This window comes from Streptomyces sp. NPDC036815 (assembly GCF_055609205.1).
In genome coordinates this window covers 408407-430704 of record NZ_JBVJPW010000003.1, presented here as the reverse complement: position 1 = coordinate 430704, position 22298 = coordinate 408407, and the positions used below count along the sequence as shown (strand labels likewise).

Genomic DNA, 22298 nt, shown 5'->3' with positions numbered 1-22298 from the left:
GGGGCGAACTACCCGGGCGGGGCGGCCGGCGACTCGTTCTGTCCGGAGCGCCGCAGCGAAGCGGCGACGAACCCCGTGGCCTTGAGCTCCTCGACGAGGTCGCGGAGGAACTCGACCGTCCCGGACGCGCGGTCCCGTGTCGTGCCGACCGCCTGCCGGATCTGCATGAACCGGTCCTCGATCAGCCGCAGTTCGGGGTGGTCCGCCACGTACGCGGTCAGCGGCTGCCTGATGCCCGCCGCGACCTCCAGGCCCTCGGCGCGGAACACGTCGACTCCCTCGTCGCCGCGTACGACGCTCGCGTGCCGCAGCGTGCGGGAGAGGAACAGGTCGTAGGCGGAGCCCCGTTTCACCCCGATCCGCACCCCCGCCCGGTCGACGTCGGCCGCCGCGGTGAAGGGCGATTCCCGGGGGACGGCGTACACGCCCTCGATCACCACGTACGGGGCGGTGAAGGCGACCTCGGCCTCACGGGCCGGCTCGACGGCGAGGAAGCAGAGGTCGGCCCGGCCCTCCGCCATGGCTTCGTACGACTTGCGTGCGGCGTCGAAGCAGCGGAGTTCCACGGGGACGCCGAGGCGGGCACCGATCTCGCGCGCGATGTCGACGGTGATGCCGGAGGGAGCGGCCGAAGTGCCCTGGGCGAGGATGGGGTTGCCCAGATTGATGGACGCTCGGAGCACGCCGGTCGGGGCCAGGTCCTCGGCGACGGCAGCGGGCGTGCTCTTCATGGGGCGGAGTTTAGGACATGCTCCGGGGGACGACCGGTGAGAGGCTCTGCCCCCTCTCCGGGCCCTCGCCCCCCCCCGAACACCGTGCGTACATGCCTGCCTACCGCTCGATTCCCGTATCGCAGCACGTCGCTCGATGTTCGCCCTTGCTTCACCCGCCGCTGCCGCGGATCGGCGAACATCTGAGGTCCGGCCCGGAGTCGGTCGGAACAGACAGCCGGTCGAGACGCACGGCCGGTCGAGACCCATGTCGCGGTACCCCGAGGGGACAACGTTGCAACGCCCACGTCCAGGACGTACGTACCAAGGAGGCAGAGCGCACGCGGCGGTCTGCCTCACCGTTCTGCTCTCGCTCTCCCTCGCGGGATGCGGAGTCGCGGGCATCGGGGGTGACGACGGGGACGGCGACGAGCGGGGCGCCGCGCGTTCCTCCGCCGTCGCGGGGATCGACTGCGCCGACACCGGCAAGGTTCCGGGTACGGGGTCGAGCGCCCAGCAGAACGCCATGAAGTACTGGATCAAGCAGTACCAGCGCGCGTGCCCGGGCGTGCGGATCGCGTACAACCCGATCGGGTCGGGGGCGGGCGGCGCGCAGTTCCTGCGGGGCGCGACGGCGTTCGGCGGCTCCGACAGCGCGCTGAAGCCCGAGGAGGTCGAGCGCTCGAAGGACGTCTGCCGGGGCGGGCGCGCGATCGACCTGCCCATGGTCGGCGGGCCCATCGCGATCGGGTACGACCTGCCGGGCGTGGAGGACCTCGTCCTGGACGCCCCGACCCTCGCCGGAATCTTCGACCGGAAGATCACCTCATGGGACGATCCGGCGATCCGGCGCCTCAACCCCGACGCCGATCTGCCGTCCATGCCGGTCCGCCCCGTGCACCGGTCGGACGACTCCGGCACCACCCAGAACTTCCAGGCCTACCTCGCGGGCGCGGCGCCCGCCGCCTGGGCCCACCCGGTCGGCAAGGCCTGGCAGGGCGGGGGCGGCGCCTCCGCGAGCGGGTCCAGCGGCGTGGCATCGGAGGTGACCTCGGGGTTCGGTGCCATCGGCTACTTCGAGCTGTCCTTCGCGCGGGACCGGCGGATCAAGACCGTGAGCATCGACACGGGCGCGCCCGCCCCGGTCGCACCGACGCCGACGACGGCGTCGGCCGGAATCGCGCAGGCGCGCGTCGCGGGCAAGGGCCGGGACATGAAGCTGAAGTTCCGCTACGGCGCCGCGCATCCGGGTGCGTACCCGATCGTCCAGGTGACCTACGAGATCGTCTGCGACAAGGGAAACCACGAGGAGACGCTGCCCGCCCTCAAGTCGTTCCTGACGTACACGGCGAGTGAGGCGGGCCAGAAGGACCTGTCCGGCCTGCACTACGCGCCGCTCCCCGAATCGGTCGCCGGTCAGGTGCGCGACGTGGTCGGCACCCTGTCCTGACGTACGGGTGCGGCTTCCCGTGCGGGTGACCGAGGGGCCGCTCCTCTTTGAGTACCCGTACTCATGATCGGGAGCCACGGCTCGCGCAAGCTGGTGTGGCAACGTGCGACGAGCCGACATGAAGGAGCCGACAGTGGCCAGGAAGATCCGAGTTCGTACCGCCCCGCGAGCGATCGGCGGCCGTGTGGCGCGGGTCGCGGTGGGACTCGCGCTGGCTGGTGCGGTGGGTGGCGTGCTCTCCGCCTGTTCCACGGAGGACGCGATCTGCGGCGGCGGCGAGTATCCCGTCCTGCGGGTGGGTGGCAGCGGGTCGGCGTGCCAGCCCGACGGGGAGGAGCCGCCCAAGGGCTATGCCCGCTACCCGCAGGGGAAGGTCCCCGAGCATGTCGGGGACAAGTGGGACACGTACTGGAACGATCACACGCTCGACAAGGACGGCAGGATCGTGAAGCTGAAGGACGGCGAGTGATCGCGCGGACGCCGACTCGCCGGACGGGGTGGACTTACTAGGACGTCCAACTATATGTTCGTGACCAGAGCCCGCGGTGCAGGGAAGCCGGTGTGAATCCGGCGCGGTCCCGCCACTGTGACCGGGGAGTGCGTTCTCGCCGAGCGATACGCCACTGACGGAGCACGTCCCGTCGGGAAGGCGGGAGAACGCGCGCTGATCCGGGAGTCAGGATACCGGCCGCGGGGTGTTCCGTGTTGTCCACGAGGATGGAGCAGACACGCATGGCACCGGTCCGTGACCACGACCCAGGTGATCCGGCGAAGCGAGCGGCGACCCCTGTCGACGCCCGACTCCACGACGGCTCTTAGGCCTTCGCGTCCCACGTCAGAACCGCCCGCCCACCGCACCCGGTGGCGCCGACGGCCTGCCGTGCCATCCCCGGACTCACCTGACGAGAGCAGGCTCTCATGGTCCGTGAACTGACACATTTCATCGGCGGCAAACACGTGCGCGGGGCGTCCGGGCTCTTCGCCGACGTGTACGACCCCAACACCGGCTTTGTACAGGCACATGTGCCGCTGGCCGGGCGTGACGAGACGGTCGCGGCGATCGCCGACGCCGAGTCCGCGCAGCGTGCGTGGGGGGAGTGGAACCCGCAGCGGCGCGCCCGCGTCATGCTGCGTTTCCTCCAACTCGTCGACGAGGAGCGGGAGTCCCTGGCCCGGCTGCTCTCCAGCGAGCACGGCAAGACGGTCTCCGACGCCCACGGTGACCTGCAACGCGGCCTCGAAGTAGTCGAGTTCGCCGCGGGCATCCCGCACCTCCTCAAGGGCGAGTTCACCGACAACGCCGGTACCGGCATCGACGTGCACTCCCTGCGGGTGCCCCTCGGCGTCACCGCAGGGATCACCCCGTTCAACTTCCCCGCCATGATCCCGCTGTGGAAGGCGGCCCCCGCGCTCGCCTGCGGCAACTCCTTCGTCCTCAAGCCGTCCGAACGCGCGCCCTCCGTCCCGCTCAGGCTCGCCGAACTGTTCCTGGAGGCGGGTCTGCCGCCCGGTGTCCTGAACGTCGTCAACGGAGGCAAGGAGACCGTCGACACCCTCCTGGAGGACCCCCGGGTCCAGGCGCTCGGCTTCGTCGGGTCCACGCCGATCGCCGCGCACATCTACGCCACCGCCGCCGCGCACGGCAAACGCGCCCAGTGCTTCGGCGGCGCCAAGAACCACATGATCGTCATGCCGGACGCCGACCTCGACCAGGCCGTCGACGCCCTCGTCGGCGCCGGGTACGGCTCGGCGGGGGAGCGCTGCATGGCCATCGCGGTCGCCGTCCCCGTGGGCGAGGAGACCGCCGACGCGCTCGTCGCCCGGCTCAAGGAACGCGTCGCCGACCTGCGCATCGGCCCCTCCGACGACCCCGGGGCCGACTTCGGCCCGCTGGTGAGCCGAGACGCTCTCGACCGGGTCCGCCGTTACGTGGACATCGGCGTCAACGAAGGGGCCGAACTGATCGTGGACGGGAGGGACTTCACCCTCCCTGGCCACGAGAACGGCTTCTTCGCCGGAGCCACGCTCTTCGACCGCGTCTCGCCGCGCATGCGGATCTACCGCGAGGAGATCTTCGGCCCGGTGCTGTGCGTGGTCCGCGCGGCCGACTACGAGACCGCTCTGCGCCTGCCCACCGAACACCCCTACGGCAACGGCGTGGCCCTCTTCACCAGGGACGGCGACACCGCCCGCGACTTCACCCGCCGCGTCGGCGCCGGCATGGTCGGGATCAACGTGCCGATCCCCGTACCGGTGGCGTACCACACCTTCGGAGGCTGGAAGCGGTCCGGCTTCGGCGACCTCAACCAGCACGGCCCCGACGCCGTCCGCTTCTACACCCGTACGAAGACCGTCACCTCGCGCTGGCCCTCCGGGGCCAGGGAGGGTGCGAGCTTCACCATCCCGACGATGGGATGACGGCGATGACATCGATGGCCACCACCCTCACCAAGGACCAGCTCGCACTGGCCGAGGTCACACTCGACTTCGCCGATACGTATCTGGCGCCGCACGCCGTCGCCTGGGACCGCGACAAACACTTCCCCGTGGACGTCCTGCGCAAGGCCGCCGAACTGGGCCTCGGCGGAGTCTACGTACGCGAGGAGCACGGCGGTTCCGGGCTCGGCCGCACCGACGGAACCCTCGTGTTCGAGGCGCTGGCCACCGGCTGCCCCTCCATCGCGGGCTACCTCTCCATCCACAACATGGTCGCCTGGATGATCGACCGGTACGGCGACCAGGACCAGCGCGCCCGCTGGCTGCCGGACCTGTGCACGGCCGCGTCCCTGGGCAGCTACTGCCTCACCGAACCCGGTGCCGGATCGGACGCGGCGGCCCTGCGGACGCGGGCCGAACGCCACGGCGGGGGCTACGTCCTGACCGGCGTCAAGCAGTTCATCTCCGGAGCGGGCGCCTCGGACGTGTACGTCGTCATGGCCCGCACCGGCGAGGAGGGGCCCGGCGGCATCTCCGCGTTCGTCGTCGAACGGGACGACCCCGGCCTCTCCTTCGGCGCCGACGAACGCAAGATGGGCTGGAACGCCCAGCCGACCCGCCAGGTGCTCCTCGACGGCGTCCGCGTCCCCGCCGGCCGGCGGCTCGGCGCCGAGGGGGACGGCTTCCGCATCGCCATGTCCGGCCTCAACGGCGGACGCCTCGGCATCGCGGCCTGCTCCCTGGGCGGCGCCCAGAGCGCACTGCACCGCAGCGTGGCCTACCTCGCCGACCGCGAGGCGTTCGGCGCCTCGCTCCTGGACGCCCAGGCGCTGCGGTTCCGGCTCGCCGACATGGCCACCGAGCTGTCGGCCGCCCGCGCGCTGGTGCGTCAGGCGGCCGACGCCCTCGACAGGGACGACGCTCGGGCCCCGCAGCTCTGCGCCATGGCCAAGCGGTTCGCCACGGACACCGGCTACTCCGTGGCCGACCGGGCGCTCCAACTCCACGGCGGCTACGGCTACTTGAGCGAGTACGGCATCGAGAAGATCGTCCGTGACCTGCGGGTCCACCAGATCCTGGAAGGAACCAACGAGATCATGCGCCTGATCGTGGCCCGCGGCCTGACCGAGGCCGTCCGATGAGCGCGGCGGACGACTCCGTGCTGCTCGACTCCGTGCTGCTGCGCGTCGAAGGCCGCGCGGCCCATGTGGTCCTCAACCGCCCCAAGGCCCTCAACGCCCTCACCCACACCATGGTGCGCCGCATCGACCAGGCACTCACCGACTGGGAACGGGACCCCGCGGTGGACACCGTCGTCCTCACCGGAGCGGGGGAGCGCGGCCTGTGCGCGGGCGGGGACATCCGGTCCATCCACGAGGACGTGACGACCGGTGACGGAGAGGCGACGCGGGACTTCTGGCGTGACGAGTACCGCCTCGACGCCCGCATCGCGCGCTTCCCGAAGCCGTTCGTGGCCGTCATGGACGGCATCGTGATGGGCGGCGGTGTCGGCGTCTCGGCCCATGCGGAGGTGCGCGTGGTCACCGAACGCTCCCGCGTGGCGATGCCGGAGACCGGCATCGGCTTCGTGCCCGACGTCGGCGGCACCTATCTGCTTGGCCTCGCGCCCGGCGGGCTCGGTGCTCATATCGCCCTCACCGGGGCGCAGTTGACGGCCGGGGACGCGCTCAGGTGCGGCCTCGCCGACCACTTCGTACCGTCGTCGGCCCTGCCCCGGCTGATCGCGGACCTCGCCGAGGCGCCCGTACGAGACGTCCTCCCGCGATACGTCCAGGACGCGCCGCCCGCTCACCTGGCCGACGAGCGCGAGTGGATCGACCACTGCTATGCCGCCGACACCGTCGAGGAGATCGTCGACCGGCTCCACGCGGACGGTTCGCGCGCGGCGAAGGAGGCGGCGGAGACCCTGCTCGGGCGCTCGCCCACCGCGCTCAAAGTGACCCTGGAGGCGCTGCGGCGCGCACGCGGCCTCGGCTCGCTGGAAGCCGTCCTCGACCAGGAGTACCGCGTCTCGTGTGCGGCCCTGACCTCGTACGACCTCGCGGAGGGCATCCGCGCCCAGGTCATCGACAAGGACCGCACGCCGCGCTGGAGCCCCGGCACGCTCGCCGAGGTGGCCGCGGACGACGTCGCACGTTTCTTCGCGCCGCTCGGGGGCCGTGAACTGGCCCTGAACGGCGGGGCCGTGACGCAGGAGGTGGCGTGGTGAGCGGGGCCAAGGGTGCAGGGCTCGCCGAGTCAGTCGAGACAGCCGAGGCAGTTGCGTCTGCCGAGTCGGCCGAGGCGAGGACCGTCGCCTTTGTCGGACTCGGCAACATGGGTGGTCCGATGGCCGCGAACCTGGCCGCCGCCGGGCACCGCGTGATCGGCCACGACCTGGCGTCCGGCGCGCTGGCCGCCGCGGCGGCGAGGGGAGTGCTGCCCGCCGCCTCGGCCGTCGAAGCCGTGGCGGACGCCGACGTGGTCGTCACCATGCTGCCCGCCGGACGCCACGTCCTCGCGCTCTACCGGGACGGGGGGCTGCTCACGGCGGCGGCTCCGGGCACGCTGTTCCTCGACTGCTCCACCATCGACGTCGCGGATGCCCGCGCCGCGCACGAGGCGGTGACCGCCGCCGGCCACCGGGGGCTCGACGCGCCGGTCTCCGGCGGCGTGGTCGGAGCCGAGGCCGGCACCCTGACCTTCATGGTGGGCGGCGGCGCGGCGGAGTTCGCGCAGGCCGAACCCCTGCTGGCCGTGATGGGGAAGCGGGCCGTGCACTGCGGGGACGCGGGCGCCGGGCAGGCGGCGAAGATCTGCAACAACATGATCCTCGGCGTCTCGATGGTCGCCGTGAGCGAGGCCTTCGTACTCGGCGAACGCCTGGGCCTGACCGCGCAGGCCCTCTTCGACGTGGCCTCCACCGCGTCCGGCCAGTGCTGGGCGCTCACCTCCAACTGCCCGGTGCCGGGCCCGGTCCCCGCGAGCCCGGCCAACCGCGAATACCGACCGGGCTTCGCGGCCGCCCTCATGGCGAAGGACCTCGGCCTGGCCGCCGGGGCGGCACGCGCGACCGGCGTGGACGCCGCGCTGGGCCTGCGCGCGGCCGAACTGTACGAGGAGTTCGCCGCGGACGGCGGGGCGGAGCGCGACTTCTCGGCGATCGTGCAGACGATCAGGGAGCGCTCCGGCCCGGTGATCACCGGCGCGGACGTCACCTGAACGTGAGCTGACCGCAAGGCCTCGGCGGCCTTGCGGTCAGTGCGAGCGGGTCGCCGACGGGCCGGCGCCGGTGCTCACGATGTCGCTGGCACTCACGACTCCACGGAGATGAACTGGCTGTCGGGGGCGTCCGGAGGAGGCGCCGCCGTGGCGTCCGTCGACTCGGGCGCATCCTCCCGTGCGCCTTCGGCGCCCGTGCCCGAAGCGGGCGAGGCACCCTGGCCGGCGGTGTGTCCGCCGTCGCCGCCCACGGACTCCAGCCACGGGATGGCGTACACGTTGGTGCGGGCCGGCTGCCTGGCCGCCGCCAGCGCCAACTGCTCCGCCCTGGCCGAGGGCGGGCCGTCGGTCGGCGGCGAGAAGGGAACCAGACTGCTCAGCCAGGCGACGATCTGGACGCCGGGGACCGTGAGGGTCGTGCCGTCGAAGGACGACGCGAATCGACGGGTCGACGAGCTGTTCTGGTAACTGCCCGAGAGGGAGAAAGGACCTATTCCGACGCTGCTGCGGATCGACGTGGCCTGTGTGGCCCGCTGGAGGTCGGTCGTACCCCAGTCCGCGCTTATCTTGATGTCCCTTGCCACGATGAATGCCGTCGGCAGCAGGGAGAAGATTCCCTCATTCTTGTCGCTGATCTCGCCGGTCGAATAGTCGCCCGGGCGACGGCCTGCCGTGCTCCAGCCGCGCAAGGAGGTGAGAGAAGTGTCCAGCCAGCGGCGGCGTATTTCAATCCGGCCGAAACGGAACGAGATGTTCATGTTCGATGTCTCGGTGTGGAGGCTGTACTGGGTCCTTTCCGTGGAACCGGCCGCGCCGACCCGCCACAGACCGAGATTGATCCCGCCGCCCGCTCCATAGCGGGAGAATCGCGATTCCTCGTTGATGCGGAGCCTGTTGGAGCTCAGCGTCAGTGCCGTGAAGTTCGCGGCGGCCGATTCGGCGAACCAGTTGCCGGGGAAGGCCTCGCACAGGTGCCAGAAGATGTTGGCGTCGACGAGGCTGCCTCGCCTGGTCTGCAGATACGTCTGCCGGGCGCGGGAGAAGATGCCCGCAAGGCTCGACTGCTGGTGCTGTCCCAGGGTGGCGAGGGCGCTCTCCACCACGCCGGGGCTGGCTGCCTGGAGGTCCTGGTAGGCCAAGTCGACGGGTGCCCTGAGCACCGGCGCCAGGATCGCCCACTTCCGCTGGTCCTCCGGTTTGCTCAGGTCGTACTGGAGGAAGTTGGTCGTGTAGCTGAGCAGGGCGGCGTTGTACAGCTGCATCTTGTTCTTGTAGTTGCGGTACAGCGGTGAGTCGACCTTCACCGTGACGGGAAGACCGTCCTGGTCGAAGTCCTGCCCGTCCACGAACAGCAGATTGAACGCCTTCTCGTAGGCCTTCTGTCCCTCGGGGTCCGCCGGTGGCGGGTTCACGTTCGCGCGGACGATCTCGCCGTAGACGTTGTCGGTGCTGACGCCGCCGACCGCATAGGCCGGTGTCAGCAAGGGGACGGGGTCGACCAGGGTCGCGAAGTTCTCGCTCGCCGCGACGGAACCGTTCGGATTGTTCGGCGACCACGGGTTCGCGAACTGCGCCGCGTCCACGGGATTTCCAGGAAGTTGCAGCGACATATAAGTCTGAGCCCGCCGTAAAATGGGCTGACCGCCGCCGATTCCGGAAGGGGTGGTGGTGAGTGCGTCGAAGATCGCGTCGTAAATCCCTTGCAGCAACTGCTTTTGATCGATGGTCATGGGCTTCCCTCCTGAATTGACCATCGCCGGACGGGTGTGGGCGATACTGGTTTCCTACTCCTGCCGAACAACAGCGTCAATCAGACGAAAGGCGTGCGGGAAGACGCGACCACGACGGAAAAGTGACCGCTGTTTTCGGCCCTCACACGCGAGGTTCGGGACGCTGGGGGAGCCACGACGGGGGCCTGGGGCGGGGGCGGTCCGGAGGGTCCGGCGGGGGGCGTCGGGCGGTGGGCTCGCACTCGGACACGACACGGGGGTGTGAGGGCGTTCTCAGCGGGCACTCGATGGGTGGGTCCCGCCGTGTCTCCCCCGTCGCGGCGGGGCCCACCGGCGTTTTTGGACCGCGTCGAGGGTGCGGCGGCAGGGATTCAGTCGTGCTCACGGTACGCGAGAGCCGTCGCGGCGACGATCAGCGTGGTCAGGAGCAGCGGCCAGCCGATCCCGTGGTGGAGGACGAGCCACGCGCCGGGGACCGCGCCCGCGACCATCGCCACCACGGCGACGCTCCGGCGGACGGCCCGCCGGTCGGTGCCGCCCGCGAGCCGGGAATCCGCGGCGAGCGCCGCGAGGGTCCGGGTCAGGACCGTCGTGCTCATCGACGGCACGGCCAGCTTGCCGACGGTGCCGTTGCGCAGCCCCATCGCGAGCGCCACGAGGGCGATCACGGGATACGGCGGCGTACTTCCGGCGGTGAACGCGACGGCGGTGGCCGCGCCGAGGAGCACGGCCTCGATCCACACCGCGGTGCGCACCCACGGCACGCGGTGCCGATCGCGGAAGGCACGGGCCAGCCGGCCCGCGGCCACGGCGCCGACGAGGAACGCCGCCAGGGACACCAGGGACCCGACGACGGAGAAGCCCGGCGCCCCGGCCAGGGCGAAGCCGATGACGACGACGTTTCCCGTCATGTTGGCGGTGAAGACGCGGCCGAGGCCCAGATAGCAGACGGCGTCGACGAGACCGCTGACCGCCGTCAGGGTGGTGAGGGCCAGCGACAGCGGATGGCGGTCGCCGATCTCCGCGGTCGGCACGGACCGGCTTCCCCGGTGCCTCGTCATGCCGGTGTTCTACCTCGGGGGCCGTACGGGGACGGGCGGCCCGCCGGGGCGCCCGCGACCGGTGAGCAGGCGCTGCGCTCCCGCGAGCGGCACCGGCAGCCGGCGGCGCAGTGCGGCCCGCGCCGCATTGGCTCCCGGAGCCCCGTGCACGCCGCCGCCGGGATGCGCCCCCGCCGAGGCGAGGAACAGCCCGGCCACGGGTGTCTCCGGGCGCCCTGTGCCCGGAGCGGGCCGGAAGACCAGTTGCTGGTGCAGCGCCGTCGTGCCGCCGTTGAGCGCGCCGCCGCGCAGATTGCGGTCCAGGGATTCCATGGTGGTGGGCGCCAGGACGCGGCGGGCGCGGACCAGGGCACGGAAACCGGGGGCGAAGCGTTCGACCTGCCGCTCCACCCGGTCGGCCATGGCCTCCTGCTCGCCGGGCCGCCACGCCCCGGAGATCCCCTCGTCACCGGCGTCCGCGCGGATCTCCTGCGGTACGTGGGTGTAGGCCCAGGCGGATTCGGTGCCCCGCGGTGAGCGGGTGGCATCCGAAGTCGTCATCTGGCCGAAGAGCAGGAACGGGCGGTCGGGCACCTGATGCATGGCGAGCTGTGCGGCGAACCGGGTGAGCTCGTCCACCCCGTCGGCCAGATGGACGGTGCCCGCCCCCACCGCTCCTTCGGTCTGCCAGGGGACCGGCCCGTCGAGTGCCCAGTCGACCTTGAAGGTGGCGAAGTCCCACTGGAAGCGCCGCAGGTCCGTCAGGAGCTGCCCCGGCAGGTGTTCCGCCTCGACCAGTTCGCCGTACAGAGCGGGCACCGACACGTCGGCGAGGACGGCGCGCGCGGCACGCACGGTGTCGCCGTCCGAGGTGCGCACACCGACCGCGCGCCCGTCGCGGACGACGATCCGCTCCGCCCTGCGACCGCACCGCACACTGCCACCGCGTGCCGCAAGCCGCGCGACCAGCGCCTTGATCAGCTCGCCGGAGCCGCCGACCGGTACCGGGAACCCGTAGGTCTGGCCCAGCATCGACATGAGCCAGCCGAATCCGCCGCTGCCCGCCGCCTCGGGCGCGAGGTCGGCGTGCAGCGCGTTGCCCGCAAGCAGGAGGCGGCCGCCCTCGCCCGCGAACTCCTCCTCGCCGAACCGCCGGACCGGCAGCACGAGGGAGCGGGCCAGGCGGAGCGCGCCCGCGGGCTTCAGACGCCGGGCCATGCGCGCGGTGGCCCGGATCGGCGGGAACGGCGTGAACAAGGCGTCCAGCAGGTCGGGGCGGAGGCCTTCCCACACGTCGTGCAGCCGCCGCCAGGACGCTCCGTCGCCCGCGGCGAAGGCGTCGAGGGAGGCGGCGGTGACGTCGGTACGCCGGTCGAGGACGGCGCAGCGGCCGTCGGTGAGGGGGTGGGCAAGCACCCTCGGCGCGTGGCTCCACCGCAGCCCGTACTCGTGCAGCCGCAGCTGCTTCAGCACCGGCGACGCGGCGGCCAGCGGGTAGAAGGAGCTGAAGAGGTCGCTGACGAAATCCGGGTGCACGCCTCGGTCGTGCCGCACCGCACCGCCGGCCTCGGGCTGCTCCTCCAGCACCGTGACGCTCCACCCGGCGTCCGCCAGTACGTTGGCCGCGACCAGACCGTTGGGCCCGGCCCCGATCACCACCGCGTCAGGCATGGCCCGCCGCGCCTCCACGCCGTGGCGAGCCGTGCCCGGCCGCCGTGTCCGGGGCGGCTTGCGGACCGCCCGCCTCGGCCTCGCAGACGCGGGCGAGGCGGGCGAGCATCGCGCGGTGGCGCAGCTGGATCACCATCTCGACGCCGGCGTTGTGCAGGGCTCCCGCCACACCGTGCAGGGGGTGCTCGTCCACTCTCACCAGGGTGTGCTCTCCCCAGGGGCGTACGTCGATCGCGATGCGAGCCGTGCCGAGGGGGCCCGCCTTCGCCTCCAGCTCCAGTACGGAACGTTCCTCGCCGGACCCCTTCTTGCAGCGGCGTACGACCGTTTCGTTGGTCGCCCGGAACGGGCCCAGGCGCACCTCGTACTCGATCGCCGCGCCGACCTCCGGCCACTGGCCGCGCACCGGCCGCGACGACGCGGTGCCGACCACCCATTGGGCGTACTTGGTGCCGTCGGCGAGGACGGTCCACACCGTCGCCGGGCTCACTTCGATGAGTCGATGACGCAGCGCCATCATTGCCTCCTTGAGCTGTCGTCATCGCCGAGTGCCCCGTCCGGCACCTCCTCAACATCGCCCAAGGGGGCCGCGGCCGCACCTCGGCGGTGCGGACGCGGCCCGGCACGGGTGCTCAGGCGGGCAGGTCCTCGACCGTGCGGACCACGGGACCGAACCGGTCGGTGATCGTGGTCAGGGCGGCGGCCTGGACGGTGGCGGCGGACAGGACGGTGCCGTCCGGGGCGGCCAGGGACCGGGTGGCGGTGGCCTCGGCGACGACGGTGGGCCGGTAGCCGCGGTTGACCGCCCCCTGCGCGGTGAAGGCGACGCACATGTGGGTCATGAAGCCCGCGAGGACGAGGTCCTTGTCGCCGCCGGGGGCGAAGCCCAGGTCGACGAGGGTCTTCTCCAGGTCGGTGGCCTGGAAGGAGTCGGGGAACCCCTTGACGACGACGGGCTCGCCCTCCTGCGGGGCGACCTCGTCGCTGATCGCGCCGATGTGGGCGCGGATGTCGTAAGGGGTGCCCTCGCCGCCGTCGTTGATGACGTGCACGACGGGAACCCCCGCGGCGCGGGCCCGCGCCAGCAGCCGGGCGCCCGCGGCGAGCGCTTCATCGGCGCCCGTCAGCTCCATCACGCCGGTGCGGTAGGTGTTCTGGAAGTCGATCAGGACCAGGGCGGACTCGGCGAGGCGGGGCGGCCGGTTGTCCAGACCGAAGACGTCGCGCAGGGACGTGGACGGGGTGTTCGTGCTCATGAGGTGCCTTTCACAGGGAAGTTGGGCATGGCGAAGCCCAGTGCCTCGCATGCCGGGAGCTCGGGTGGATCAGGGTGACCGGGGCGAGTCGGACGACTCGGGCGGGTCACACGGTTCGGGTGGGCCGGTCAGCCGGTCTGTGTGCGGAAGCGGCGGCGGTAGGCCACCGGTGTGGTCGCGAGCTGCCGCCGGAACGCCCGGTGCAGTGTCTCCACCGAGCCGAGCCCGGCCGCCGCCGCGACCTGGTCGAGCGGAAGATCGGTGGTTTCCAGGAGCCGGCGGGCGACCTCGATACGGGCGGCTTCCACGTAGGACGCCGGGCTGGTGCCCGTCTCCTGCGTGAAGACACGGGCGAAGTGCCGCTCACTGAGGCACATCCGGGCGGCCAGGGCCCCCGCGGACAGGTCGGCGTCGAGGTGGTCGGCGATCCACAGCCGCAGTTCGTCGATGTCGCGACGGCTGGTGGCCGCGCGGCTGAGCGGCACCGAGAACTGGCTCTGGCCGCCCTGCCGTTTGAGGTAGAGCACCAGTTGCCGGGCCACCGACAGGGCGGTCTGCTCGCCCTGGTCCTCGGCGACCAGCGCAAGCGCGAGATCCAGGCAGGCGCTGATTCCGGCGCCGGTCCACAGCCTGCCCCGGTCGGCGCGGACGAAGATCGGGTCAGGATCGACCGTGACGCCCGGGTGGTCGGCGGCGAGCTGGGCGGCGGTCGACCAGTGGGTGGTCGCCGTCTTCCCGTCCAACAGCCCTGCCGCGGCGAGCAGATGGGCGCCCACACACACCGACGCCACCCGCCGTGCGTGCGGGGCGGTGGCCTTCACCCACGCCACGACCGACGGGTCGACCCGGGCCCGGGGCCCGTCCTCGGCCATGTCGACCGCGCCCGGCACCAGCAGGGTGTCCACGTCCGTACCGACCTCCTCGAAGGAGAGGTCGGCGAGGAGCCGGACACCCGCCGACGTCCGGACCGCACCGGCGGCGGGCCCGGCAAGGCGGACCTGGTATCCGGCGCGGCCCGCGGTCTCCCGGTTGGCCAGCGCGAAGACCTCGGCGGGGCCGGTGACGTCGAGGAGGTCGACATCGGGGAAGACCGCGATGACCACCCGGTGTGTGAGGGACATGACCTCATCCTCACCGCCCGCCGCCATGGCCGCAATGACGATTCACTGTCACATCCGGACATGGGTCCCGTGGCGGGAACCAGACAGGACGGCCGTCCGACCACTGCAGCACAGGCCCCACGCACCGGCACCGGAACGAGGTAGCAGCTGTATGAACTGGTACGAGGACGACGCGTTCTGGTCGGACTTCTCCGAGACCATGTTCTCCGAGCGCAGGCGCGCGCAGGTGGAGGACCTCGTCGCCGGGTCGCCGCTGCTCGCCTTCCCGGCCGGGAGCCGGGTGCTCGACCTGTGCTGCGGGCCCGGCCTGTATCTGGTGCCGCTCGCCCGGCGCGGCTGCGCGGTGACCGGGGTGGACCTCAGCCCCGCCATGCTGAAGCGCGCCGAGGCCGCGTGCGAGGCGGCCGGGGCCGACGTCCGGCTGGTGCGCGCGGACATGATGACGCACGTCGAGCGGGAGTCGTACGACGTGGTGCTCAACCTCTTCACCTCGTTCGGCTACTTCGACGACCCGCTCGACAACGAGCGCGTACTGCGCAACGCCCACGCGTCGCTCGTGCCGGGCGGCCGCCTCCTCGTCGACGTGATGGGCAAGGAGGTACTCGCGGGCTGGATCGGCAGGCCCCAGGTCGTCGAGCTGGACGGCGGCGCGTACGTGATCCAGCGCGACACCGTCCTGGACAGCTGGACCCGGCTGCGCACCGACTGGACGCTGGTGCGCGACGGGGAGGCGCGCGAGGCGTCGATCACCTCCTTCCTCTACAGCGCGGCCGAGCTCCGCGCGCTCTTCGAGGCGGCGGGCTTCACCGACGTGCGGTGCCACGGCGACTTCGACGGCGGCCCGTACGACCACCGCTCGAAGCGGCTGATCGTGAGCGGCACCCGGCCGTAGCAGCCGCCGCCGGACCCGCGGGAACTCCGCGGCCGTCCCGGCCGACTACTGGTCAGCGGGCGGGTTCCGGCCGGGCCCGCCCGCTGACGCGCAGGTGAACGAGGGGACTTCATGACCGAGGCCGCATCCGCGACGCCGTCTTCGCGTCGCGCCGCACGCCCGCGCGGCGCACCGGGCCGGGGGGCCGAGGACCGGCCCGCCGGGCGCGGCCGCCTGCTGACGACGCTGGTGGCGCTCTCCGTCACGCTGGTGCTCTCGGTCCTGGCGGGCATCGCGCTGGGGCCGACCGTCGTACCACTGGGCGACGTCGTGCACTTCCTCTCCGCGGCGCTCACCGGGGGCACCATCGGCGCGGACGAGGTGACGGGGTACTCCATCGTCTGGCACGTGCGCACCCCGCGGGTGATGCTCGCCGCGGTCGTGGGAGCGGGGCTCTCCGTCGTGGGCGTCGCCATCCAGGCGCTGGTGCGCAACGCCCTCGCGGACCCGTTCGTGCTGGGGATCTCATCGGGCGCCTCGGTAGGGGCGACGGCCGTCGTGGTGTTCGGGGTCTTCGCCGGGCTCGGGGTGTACGCCCTGTCGGCCGCCGCCTTCCTCGGCGCCCTTGGCGCGACGGTGCTGGTGTATCTGGCGGCGCGCGGGCCGCTGGGCCTCACGCCGCTGCGGCTCGTGCTCACCGGAGTGGCGCTCGCCTACGGATTCCAGGCGCTGATGAGCGTCCTGGTGTTCCTCGCCCCGAACGGGCAGGCCGCGCGGACCGTACTGTTCTGGCTCCTCGGCAGCCTCGGCTCCGCGTCCTGGGAGTCGCTGCCCCTGGTGACGGCGGCCGTTCTGATCGCGGTGGTCGTGCTGCTGCGGCAGAGCCGGTCGCTGGACGTCCTGTCGCTCGGCGACGAGACCGCGGCCAGCCTCGGCGTGGACGCGGAGACGCTGCGGCGCCGCCTCTTCGTGCTCACCGCCGCCGTCACCGGACTGATCGTCGCCGTCAGCGGGGCCGTCGGCTTCGTCGGCCTCGTACTGCCCCATGTGGTGCGGATCTGGGTCGGCTCCACGCACCGGCGGGTGCTCGCGGTCGCGCCCCTGGCCGGGGCCTGCTTCATGGTCTGGGTCGATCTGGTGGCCCGCACCGCCTTCGCCCCCGAGGAACTGCCGCTCGGGGTGATCACCGCGCTCATCGGCGTCCCGGTGTTCATCGTGCTGATGCGCCGCCGCGGCTATCTCTTCGGAGGCCGGTAGATGGTCCTCTCCCTGCGTGACCTGACGGTCGAGGCGGCCGGACGCGCGCTCGTGGACCGGCTGAACATCGAGGTGTCCGCCGGCTCCGTCGTGGGCGTCGTCGGCCCCAACGGCAGCGGCAAGTCGACCGCGCTGCGCTGCGTCTACCGGGCGCTGCGGCCGACCTCCGGCGCCGTGCTGCTCGACGGCACCGACCTGGCCTCGTTGAAACTGCGGGACAGCGCCCGCTCGATCGCCGCGCTGACCCAGGAGAGCCACACCGAACTCGACTTCACCGTCGAGGAGGTGGTCGCTCTGGGCCGCACCCCGCACGCGCGCGGCAACCAGCCCCTGACGGCCCGCGAGCGCGAGCTGTGCGGGCGGGCGATGGACCGCCTCGACGTGACGCACCTGGCGGACCGCAGCGTGCTCACCCTCTCCGGGGGCGAGCGGCAGCGCGTGCTCGTCGCGCGCGCCCTCGTCCAGGAGCCCCGCCTCCTCGTCCTCGACGAACCCACCAACCACCTCGACGTACGGCACCAGGTGGAGCTGCTGTCCTTCCTGCGCGGCTCCGGGCTGACCGTGCTCACGGCCCTGCACGACCTCAACCTCGCGGCCCAGGCCTGCGACCGCGTCGCCGTGCTCGGCGCGGGCTGCCTGGTCGCCTCCGGTGCCCCCGCCGAGGTCCTCACCCCGGAGCTCGTCCGCAAGGTGTTCGGCGTCGACGCAGACGTCGTGCCCCACCCGCGGACCGGCGTCCCCCAACTGCTCTACGACCTCGCCCCGACCGCCCCCGTCCCCGCCGGGACGCCCGCCCCCACCGACGCTTTTCCGGAAGGACCCCACGCGTGACCAGACCACCGTTCCCCCGAGCCCTCACCGCCGGGCTGCTGGCCACCGGGCTCCTGCTGACCGGCTGCGGCGCCGAGGTCGAACCGGCCGCGGACGGCAAGCCCGACACCGTCACCGTCTCCAACTGCGGCAAGGACGTCACGTACGACCGTCCCGAGCGCGCGGTCGCCTACGACGTGAGCGGCGCGGAGAAGATGTTCGCCCTGGGCCTCGCCGACCGGATGCGCGGCTACGTCATGAACAAGCTCGGCGACCCCGCCATCAAGGGATCGCCCTGGCGCAAGGACTACGGAAAGGTGGAGCGCCTCGGCACCGAGCGCATCACCCGGGAGATCGTGGTCGACGCCAACGCCGACTGGGTGCTAGCGGGTTGGAACGCCGGCTTCAGCGAGGAGCGCGGCGTCACCCCCGCCCTGCTCGACAAGGTGGGCATCGACAGCTACCTGCACACCGAGACCTGCTGGGACTACGGCAACAAGAGCGTCGACGTGTCGCCGCTGGAGGCGCTCTACACCGACCTGGACAACCTGGGCAGGATCTTCGGCGTCGAGAAGCGGGCCCGCGAGCTCGTCACCGGCCTGCGGGGCCGCGTCGCCGCGCTGAAGAAGACCTGGCCCAAGAAGGGCGACCCGGCCAAGGTGTTCGTCTACGACTCGGGCACCGACCAGCCGTTCACCGCGGGCCGGCACGCCGCGCCGAACGACATCATCACGGCCGCCGGGGGCAAGAACGTCTTCGGTGGCCTCGACAAGGGCTGGACCACGGTGGGCTGGGAGCCCGTCATCAAGGCCCGGCCCGAGGTCATCGTGATCGTCGACTACGCCGACCGGCCCGCCGCGGAGAAGATCGCCCACCTCAAGTCGCGGGCCGCCCTGAAGTCGGTCCCGGCCGTGCGGAACAACCGCTTCCTCGTCCTCTCCTACGGCGACGTCGTCAGCGGTCCCCGCAACGTCGCGGGCGCCGAGAAGCTCGGCCGCTACCTGCGTTCGGTCGGGCGGTGACGGCGGGCATGACCGTGACCCCGACAGAGACCGCGCACACCGCCACCCCGGCCGACGAGACCTCTCCCGCCGCGCCCGTCCACGAGCACATCACCGACGCGATCAAAACCCCCGACCTGCTGCGGCTCTCCGACAACGTCGTGCTCGCCCGCTTCGAGACCCTGAAGGTCTACGCGGCCCTCGGCGCGGTCCGCACGCTGCTGGAACGCGGCACCGTGAAGCCGGGCCAGACCCTCGTCGACAGTTCGAGCGGCATCTACGCGCTCGCCCTGGCCATGGCCTGCCACCGCTACGGCCTGCACTGCCACATCGTCGCCTCCACCACCGTCGACGCCACGATGCGCGCCCAACTGGAGGTCCTCGGCGCCACCGTGGACCAGATGCCGCCCTCGAAGGACCTGCGGCTCGACCAGGAGGGCAGGGTCCGCCGGGTCCGCGCCCTGCTCGCGGAGCGGCCCGGCATGCACTGGATGCGCCAGTACCACGACGCCGTCCACTACACCGGCTACCGCGAGTTCGCCGCCCTCGTCGACCGCGCGCTGCCCGGCGTACCCCTGACCGTGGTGGGCGCCGTGGGCACCGGTTCCTCCAGCGGAGGTCTCGTACAGGCGTTGCGCGGCACCGGCCGTGACGTGCGCCTCCTCGGCGTCCAGCCCTTCGGCAGCGTCACCTTCGGCAGCGAGGGGTTCAGCGATCCCGAGGCGATCATCGCCGGGATCGGCAGCTCCATCCCGTTCGACAACGTCCGCCACGACCTCTACGACACCCTCCACTGGCTCGACTTCCGGCACGCCATGGCCGGAGCCGTCGGCCTGCTGCGCGAACACGCCGTGTTCGCGGGCCTGTCCACCGGAGCGGCGCACCTCGTCGCGGGCTGGGAGGCCGCCCGCCACCCCGACCGCACGCACCTGGTCATCGGCGCCGACACCGGGCACCGCTACACCGAGCGGGTCTTCGCCCGCCACCACGAGGCCCTCGACCCGCGCACCCTGAAACCGCATCAGATCACCGGCCTCGCCGACCTCGCCCCGCCCTGGTCGACGATGGAGTGGAACCGGCGCCAGTACGACGTGCTCCACCCCGGCGTACCCGCCCAGGCCGCGCCCGCCTTCGAAGCACCGACACCCGAAGAAGCACCGACACCCGACGAAGCACCGACACCCTTCCAAGAACCGTCCCAGGAGGACCAGGCACCGTGACCATCGCCGCACTGGAAGCACTCACCTTCGGCCTGGGACGCCTTACCGAGGCGGCCGCCGACGCGGGGCACCGGCTGTGCCTGCTCACCGGGGACCGTGACGTCTACCGGCACGAGCTCGCCCAACTGCCCGCCGACGCACTGGACATCATCGATATAGACACCCACGACGAGGTGGCCTGCGCCGACGCCCTGGCGGCCCTGCCCGACCTGCGCGGCCTCATCAACTCGACCGACACGTGGAGCGTGCCGGGCGCCGACCTCGCCGCCAAATTCGGCCTGCCGGGACCCGACCCGAGCGCGGTCCGGCAACTGCGCGACAAGAGCCGGGTGCGCGCAATCCTGTACGAGCGGGGCCTGAGCGGCAGCGGCGCCCGCACCGTGCCCGCCGACCCCTCGGCGGCCGAGCAGATCCTCCGCGAGATGGGCCTGCCCGCCGTCCTCAAGGACTCCTCGGGCACCTCCTCCCGCAACGTCTGGCCGGTGCGCGACGAACAGCAGCTCCGCGCCGCCCTCACGGAGGCGTCCCAACGCGCCTTCAACGGGCGGCTGTTCGCGGAGCGCTTCTTCTCCGGGCCCGTCTACAGCGCGGAGACCCTCGGCTGGCGGGGCGAGACGAGGCTGCTGGGCGTCCTCAGCCGCCAGATGTCGCCCGAACCCTCCGTGCGGGAGGAGGCCGCCGCCTTCCCCGTCGCGCTGCCCGAACCGCAACTCGCCCTGGTCCAGGACTGGGTGGGGCGGGTACTGGCCGCCGCCGGGCACGTCGACGGCTTCGCGCACGTGGAGTTCGTCCTCACCAAGGACGGACCGGAACTGGTGGAGATCAACCGCCGCATCGGCGGTGCGCTCGTCGGCGAGGCCCTGTGCCGCTCCCTGCGTACGAACGTCTACGAGGCCATGGTCGACACGGCGCTCGGCCGTCGCCCCGCGCTCCTGGACGCCGTCCCCGGGCCCGGCCCCGACCGCGGCCCCGCCACCGGCTTCGTGCTCGTGTACCCCGAACGTCCCGGCACGCTCACCGGCTGGACCGGCCTCGACGGGCTGCCGGACTTCCCCGGATCACCCGAGTGGTACCCCACCGCCGTCCCCGGCCGGCCCGTGGACCACCTGGGCGACCAGCGAGGGTGCACCGGCATCGTGCTGACGGAGGCGGACACCGCCGAACTGGCCCTGCACCGGGCGCTCAGCGCCGCCGGGAGCATACGGCCCGTCGTCGTGACCGACGCCGACCGGGAATGACGGCGGCACGGGAGCAGTCACCGGGTCGCCGCTCCGCAGGACTTCGCGAGCTCGGCAAGCTCACCGGCGCGCAGTACATCCTGTTGGCGGGCTCGTTCCTGATCCCCCTCGGCAGCTTCGCCGTGCTGCCGTTCATGTCGGTCCTGCTGCACGAACGCCTGGGCGTGGGGCTGCGCACGGTCGGCGTGGTGCTGGCCGTCGCCTCGTTCGTGCAGTTCTCCGGCGGTGTCGTCGGGGCGGCGCTCGCCGAGCGGATCGGGCTGCGGCGCACCATGCTGGTCGCCCTGCTGATCCGCACGGCGGGGTTCGCCGCGTTCGTACCGGGCCTGGACCGGCCGGGCGTGGCCGTCACCGCGCTGTTCCTCGTGTCCGGCGGCGCCGCGCTCTATCTGCCCGCCAACAAGGGGTACTTGGTGCACGGCGTGGAGGCGGAGCGGCGCCCCATGCTGCTCTCCGCGAGCAGCTCGGCCCTCAACGCGGGCATCGCGCTGGGCCCCATCGCCGCCGCCCCCTTCGTGCTGACCGCTTCGACGGGCCTCTTCACGGCGGTCGCCGTACTGTTCGCGGCGATCACGGCGGGGCACGCGCTGCTGCCTGTGGAAGACCACGCGCGACAACCGCGAGCAGTACCGGCGGACGGGGCCCCGTCCGGGCCCGGGAAGCAGGACGAGGCACCGGCCGGACCGCGTCACCTGCCCTTCGCGATCACGGTCCTGAGCGTGTACGTCTTCATGTTCTTCCAGCACTACCTGGCGCTCTACGTCGTCCCCCGGACCTCGACGCTCTTCTACGGCACGGTCCTCGCCCTCTATGCCGTGCTCCTCGTGGTCACCCAGCCGCTCCTGTCGCAGTGGATCGCCCGCGTGCCCTACCTGCGCGCCCTGCGCATCGGTTTCACCGCGCTGGCCACCGGCATGGCGGCGCTCGCCCTCGGCCACCCCGCCGCCCTCCTGGCCGGGGCCTTGCTGATCTGTCTCGGCGAGGTCGTCCTCTTCCTCAAGAACGATCTGGAGGCCCTTGCCAGGTCCTCCCGCGCCCCCGCCGTCGTCTTCGGCCGCCAGCGCATGGCGGCGGGGATCGGCGCTTTCGTCAGCGGCATCGTCGGCGGTGAGGGCTACGACCTGGCCGAGCGCGCCGGTCACGCCGGGCTCTTCTGGGTCGCGGTGGCGGTGCAGTGCGCGCTGCTGCCTCTGGTGCTGATCCGGCCCGCGCGCCGACGATAGGCCCGCGTCACCGCCATTCCCTATTTCTGCAACGGGTTCTAC

The 22298-nt window shown here is 72.2% G+C and carries 20 protein-coding genes and 1 riboswitch; of the genes, 13 read left to right on the top strand and 7 right to left on the bottom strand.

The window, feature by feature from the left end:
- Positions 1-8: 8 nt before the first annotated feature.
- Entirely contained in the window at positions 9-731 is a 723-nt protein-coding gene (locus ACZ69I_RS10740) for a transporter substrate-binding domain-containing protein (protein ID WP_470831517.1), read from the bottom strand.
- Positions 732-1005: 274 nt separating this feature from the next.
- On the opposite strand from ACZ69I_RS10740, the gene pstS reads away from it, so the two are divergent.
- From pstS to mmsB, 6 genes are all read left to right on the top strand, one after another.
- Positions 1006-2160 (top strand): phosphate ABC transporter substrate-binding protein PstS, encoded by a 1155-nt coding sequence (gene pstS / locus ACZ69I_RS10735; RefSeq protein ID WP_470831516.1) that lies wholly within the window; start codon positions 1006-1008, stop codon positions 2158-2160.
- A 133-nt stretch (positions 2161-2293) separates the two neighbouring features.
- Entirely contained in the window at positions 2294-2629 is a 336-nt protein-coding gene (locus ACZ69I_RS10730) for an SCO0607 family lipoprotein (RefSeq protein ID WP_470831514.1), read from the top strand.
- A 57-nt stretch (positions 2630-2686) separates the two neighbouring features.
- A riboswitch (cobalamin riboswitch) is annotated at positions 2687-2867 on the top strand.
- A gap of 211 nt (positions 2868-3078) precedes the next feature.
- Entirely contained in the window at positions 3079-4578 is a 1500-nt protein-coding gene (locus ACZ69I_RS10725) for a CoA-acylating methylmalonate-semialdehyde dehydrogenase (RefSeq protein ID WP_470831513.1), read from the top strand.
- Between the two features lie 14 nt (positions 4579-4592).
- A complete protein-coding gene (locus tag ACZ69I_RS10720; protein ID WP_470831599.1) occupies positions 4593-5738 on the top strand; it encodes an acyl-CoA dehydrogenase family protein in 1146 nt (381 codons plus the stop codon).
- The gene (locus ACZ69I_RS10715) at positions 5735-6826 is read left to right on the top strand and encodes an enoyl-CoA hydratase/isomerase family protein (RefSeq protein WP_470831512.1); all 1092 of its coding nucleotides are present in this window, start codon (positions 5735-5737) and stop codon (positions 6824-6826) included. The genes ACZ69I_RS10720 and ACZ69I_RS10715 overlap by 4 nt, the downstream gene beginning before the upstream one ends.
- Positions 6823-7818, top strand: a complete 996-nt coding sequence (gene mmsB / locus ACZ69I_RS10710; RefSeq protein ID WP_470831511.1) for a 3-hydroxyisobutyrate dehydrogenase — start codon at positions 6823-6825, stop codon at positions 7816-7818. Before ACZ69I_RS10715 ends, mmsB begins: the two co-directional genes overlap by 4 nt.
- A 92-nt stretch (positions 7819-7910) precedes the next feature.
- Here the strand turns inward: mmsB and ACZ69I_RS10705 are convergent, their stop codons facing one another.
- The 6 genes from ACZ69I_RS10705 to ACZ69I_RS10680 all read right to left on the bottom strand — a co-directional run bounded on the left by ACZ69I_RS10705 (position 7911) and on the right by ACZ69I_RS10680 (position 14636).
- The gene (locus tag ACZ69I_RS10705; protein ID WP_470831510.1) at positions 7911-9548 is read right to left on the bottom strand and encodes a hypothetical protein; all 1638 of its coding nucleotides are present in this window, start codon (positions 9546-9548) and stop codon (positions 7911-7913) included.
- Positions 9549-9919: 371 nt separating this feature from the next.
- Positions 9920-10609 carry a YoaK family protein gene (locus ACZ69I_RS10700; RefSeq protein WP_470831508.1) on the bottom strand — a complete coding sequence of 230 codons (690 nt, stop codon included), beginning with the start codon at positions 10607-10609 and terminating at the stop codon, positions 9920-9922.
- A gap of 9 nt (positions 10610-10618) precedes the next feature.
- The gene (locus ACZ69I_RS10695) at positions 10619-12259 is read right to left on the bottom strand and encodes a phytoene desaturase family protein (RefSeq protein WP_470831507.1); all 1641 of its coding nucleotides are present in this window, start codon (positions 12257-12259) and stop codon (positions 10619-10621) included.
- Positions 12252-12776, bottom strand: a complete 525-nt coding sequence (locus tag ACZ69I_RS10690; RefSeq protein WP_467675495.1) for an SRPBCC family protein — start codon at positions 12774-12776, stop codon at positions 12252-12254. The genes ACZ69I_RS10695 and ACZ69I_RS10690 overlap by 8 nt, the downstream gene beginning before the upstream one ends.
- Before the next feature lie 115 nt (positions 12777-12891).
- Entirely contained in the window at positions 12892-13515 is a 624-nt protein-coding gene (locus tag ACZ69I_RS10685) for an isochorismatase family protein (RefSeq protein ID WP_467675497.1), read from the bottom strand.
- Between the two features lie 128 nt (positions 13516-13643).
- Positions 13644-14636 (bottom strand): GlxA family transcriptional regulator, encoded by a 993-nt coding sequence (locus ACZ69I_RS10680; RefSeq protein ID WP_467675499.1) that lies wholly within the window; start codon positions 14634-14636, stop codon positions 13644-13646.
- Between the two features lie 151 nt (positions 14637-14787).
- Here ACZ69I_RS10680 and ACZ69I_RS10675 point away from each other — a divergent pair, with 151 nt between their 5' ends.
- The 7 genes from ACZ69I_RS10675 (at position 14788) to ACZ69I_RS10645 (ending at position 22256) form a co-directional block, all read left to right on the top strand.
- A complete protein-coding gene (locus ACZ69I_RS10675; RefSeq protein ID WP_467675502.1) occupies positions 14788-15528 on the top strand; it encodes a class I SAM-dependent methyltransferase in 741 nt (246 codons plus the stop codon).
- A 111-nt stretch (positions 15529-15639) separates the two neighbouring features.
- Entirely contained in the window at positions 15640-16764 is a 1125-nt protein-coding gene (locus ACZ69I_RS10670; RefSeq protein WP_470831504.1) for a FecCD family ABC transporter permease, read from the top strand.
- Positions 16765-17595 (top strand): ABC transporter ATP-binding protein, encoded by an 831-nt coding sequence (locus ACZ69I_RS10665; RefSeq protein WP_470831502.1) that lies wholly within the window; start codon positions 16765-16767, stop codon positions 17593-17595. It abuts the gene before it with no gap.
- Positions 17592-18596, top strand: coding sequence for an ABC transporter substrate-binding protein (locus ACZ69I_RS10660; RefSeq protein WP_470831501.1), 1005 nt, complete (start codon positions 17592-17594; stop codon positions 18594-18596). Before ACZ69I_RS10665 ends, ACZ69I_RS10660 begins: the two co-directional genes overlap by 4 nt.
- A gap of 8 nt (positions 18597-18604) precedes the next feature.
- Positions 18605-19795, top strand: a complete 1191-nt coding sequence (locus ACZ69I_RS10655) for a pyridoxal-phosphate dependent enzyme (RefSeq protein WP_470831500.1) — start codon at positions 18605-18607, stop codon at positions 19793-19795.
- Positions 19792-21033: an ATP-grasp domain-containing protein gene (locus ACZ69I_RS10650; RefSeq protein WP_470831499.1), complete on the top strand. Its 1242-nt coding sequence runs from the start codon at positions 19792-19794 to the stop codon at positions 21031-21033. Before ACZ69I_RS10655 ends, ACZ69I_RS10650 begins: the two co-directional genes overlap by 4 nt.
- Entirely contained in the window at positions 21030-22256 is a 1227-nt protein-coding gene (locus tag ACZ69I_RS10645; RefSeq protein WP_470831497.1) for an MFS transporter, read from the top strand. Before ACZ69I_RS10650 ends, ACZ69I_RS10645 begins: the two co-directional genes overlap by 4 nt.
- The last annotated feature ends 42 nt before the right edge of the window (positions 22257-22298 follow it).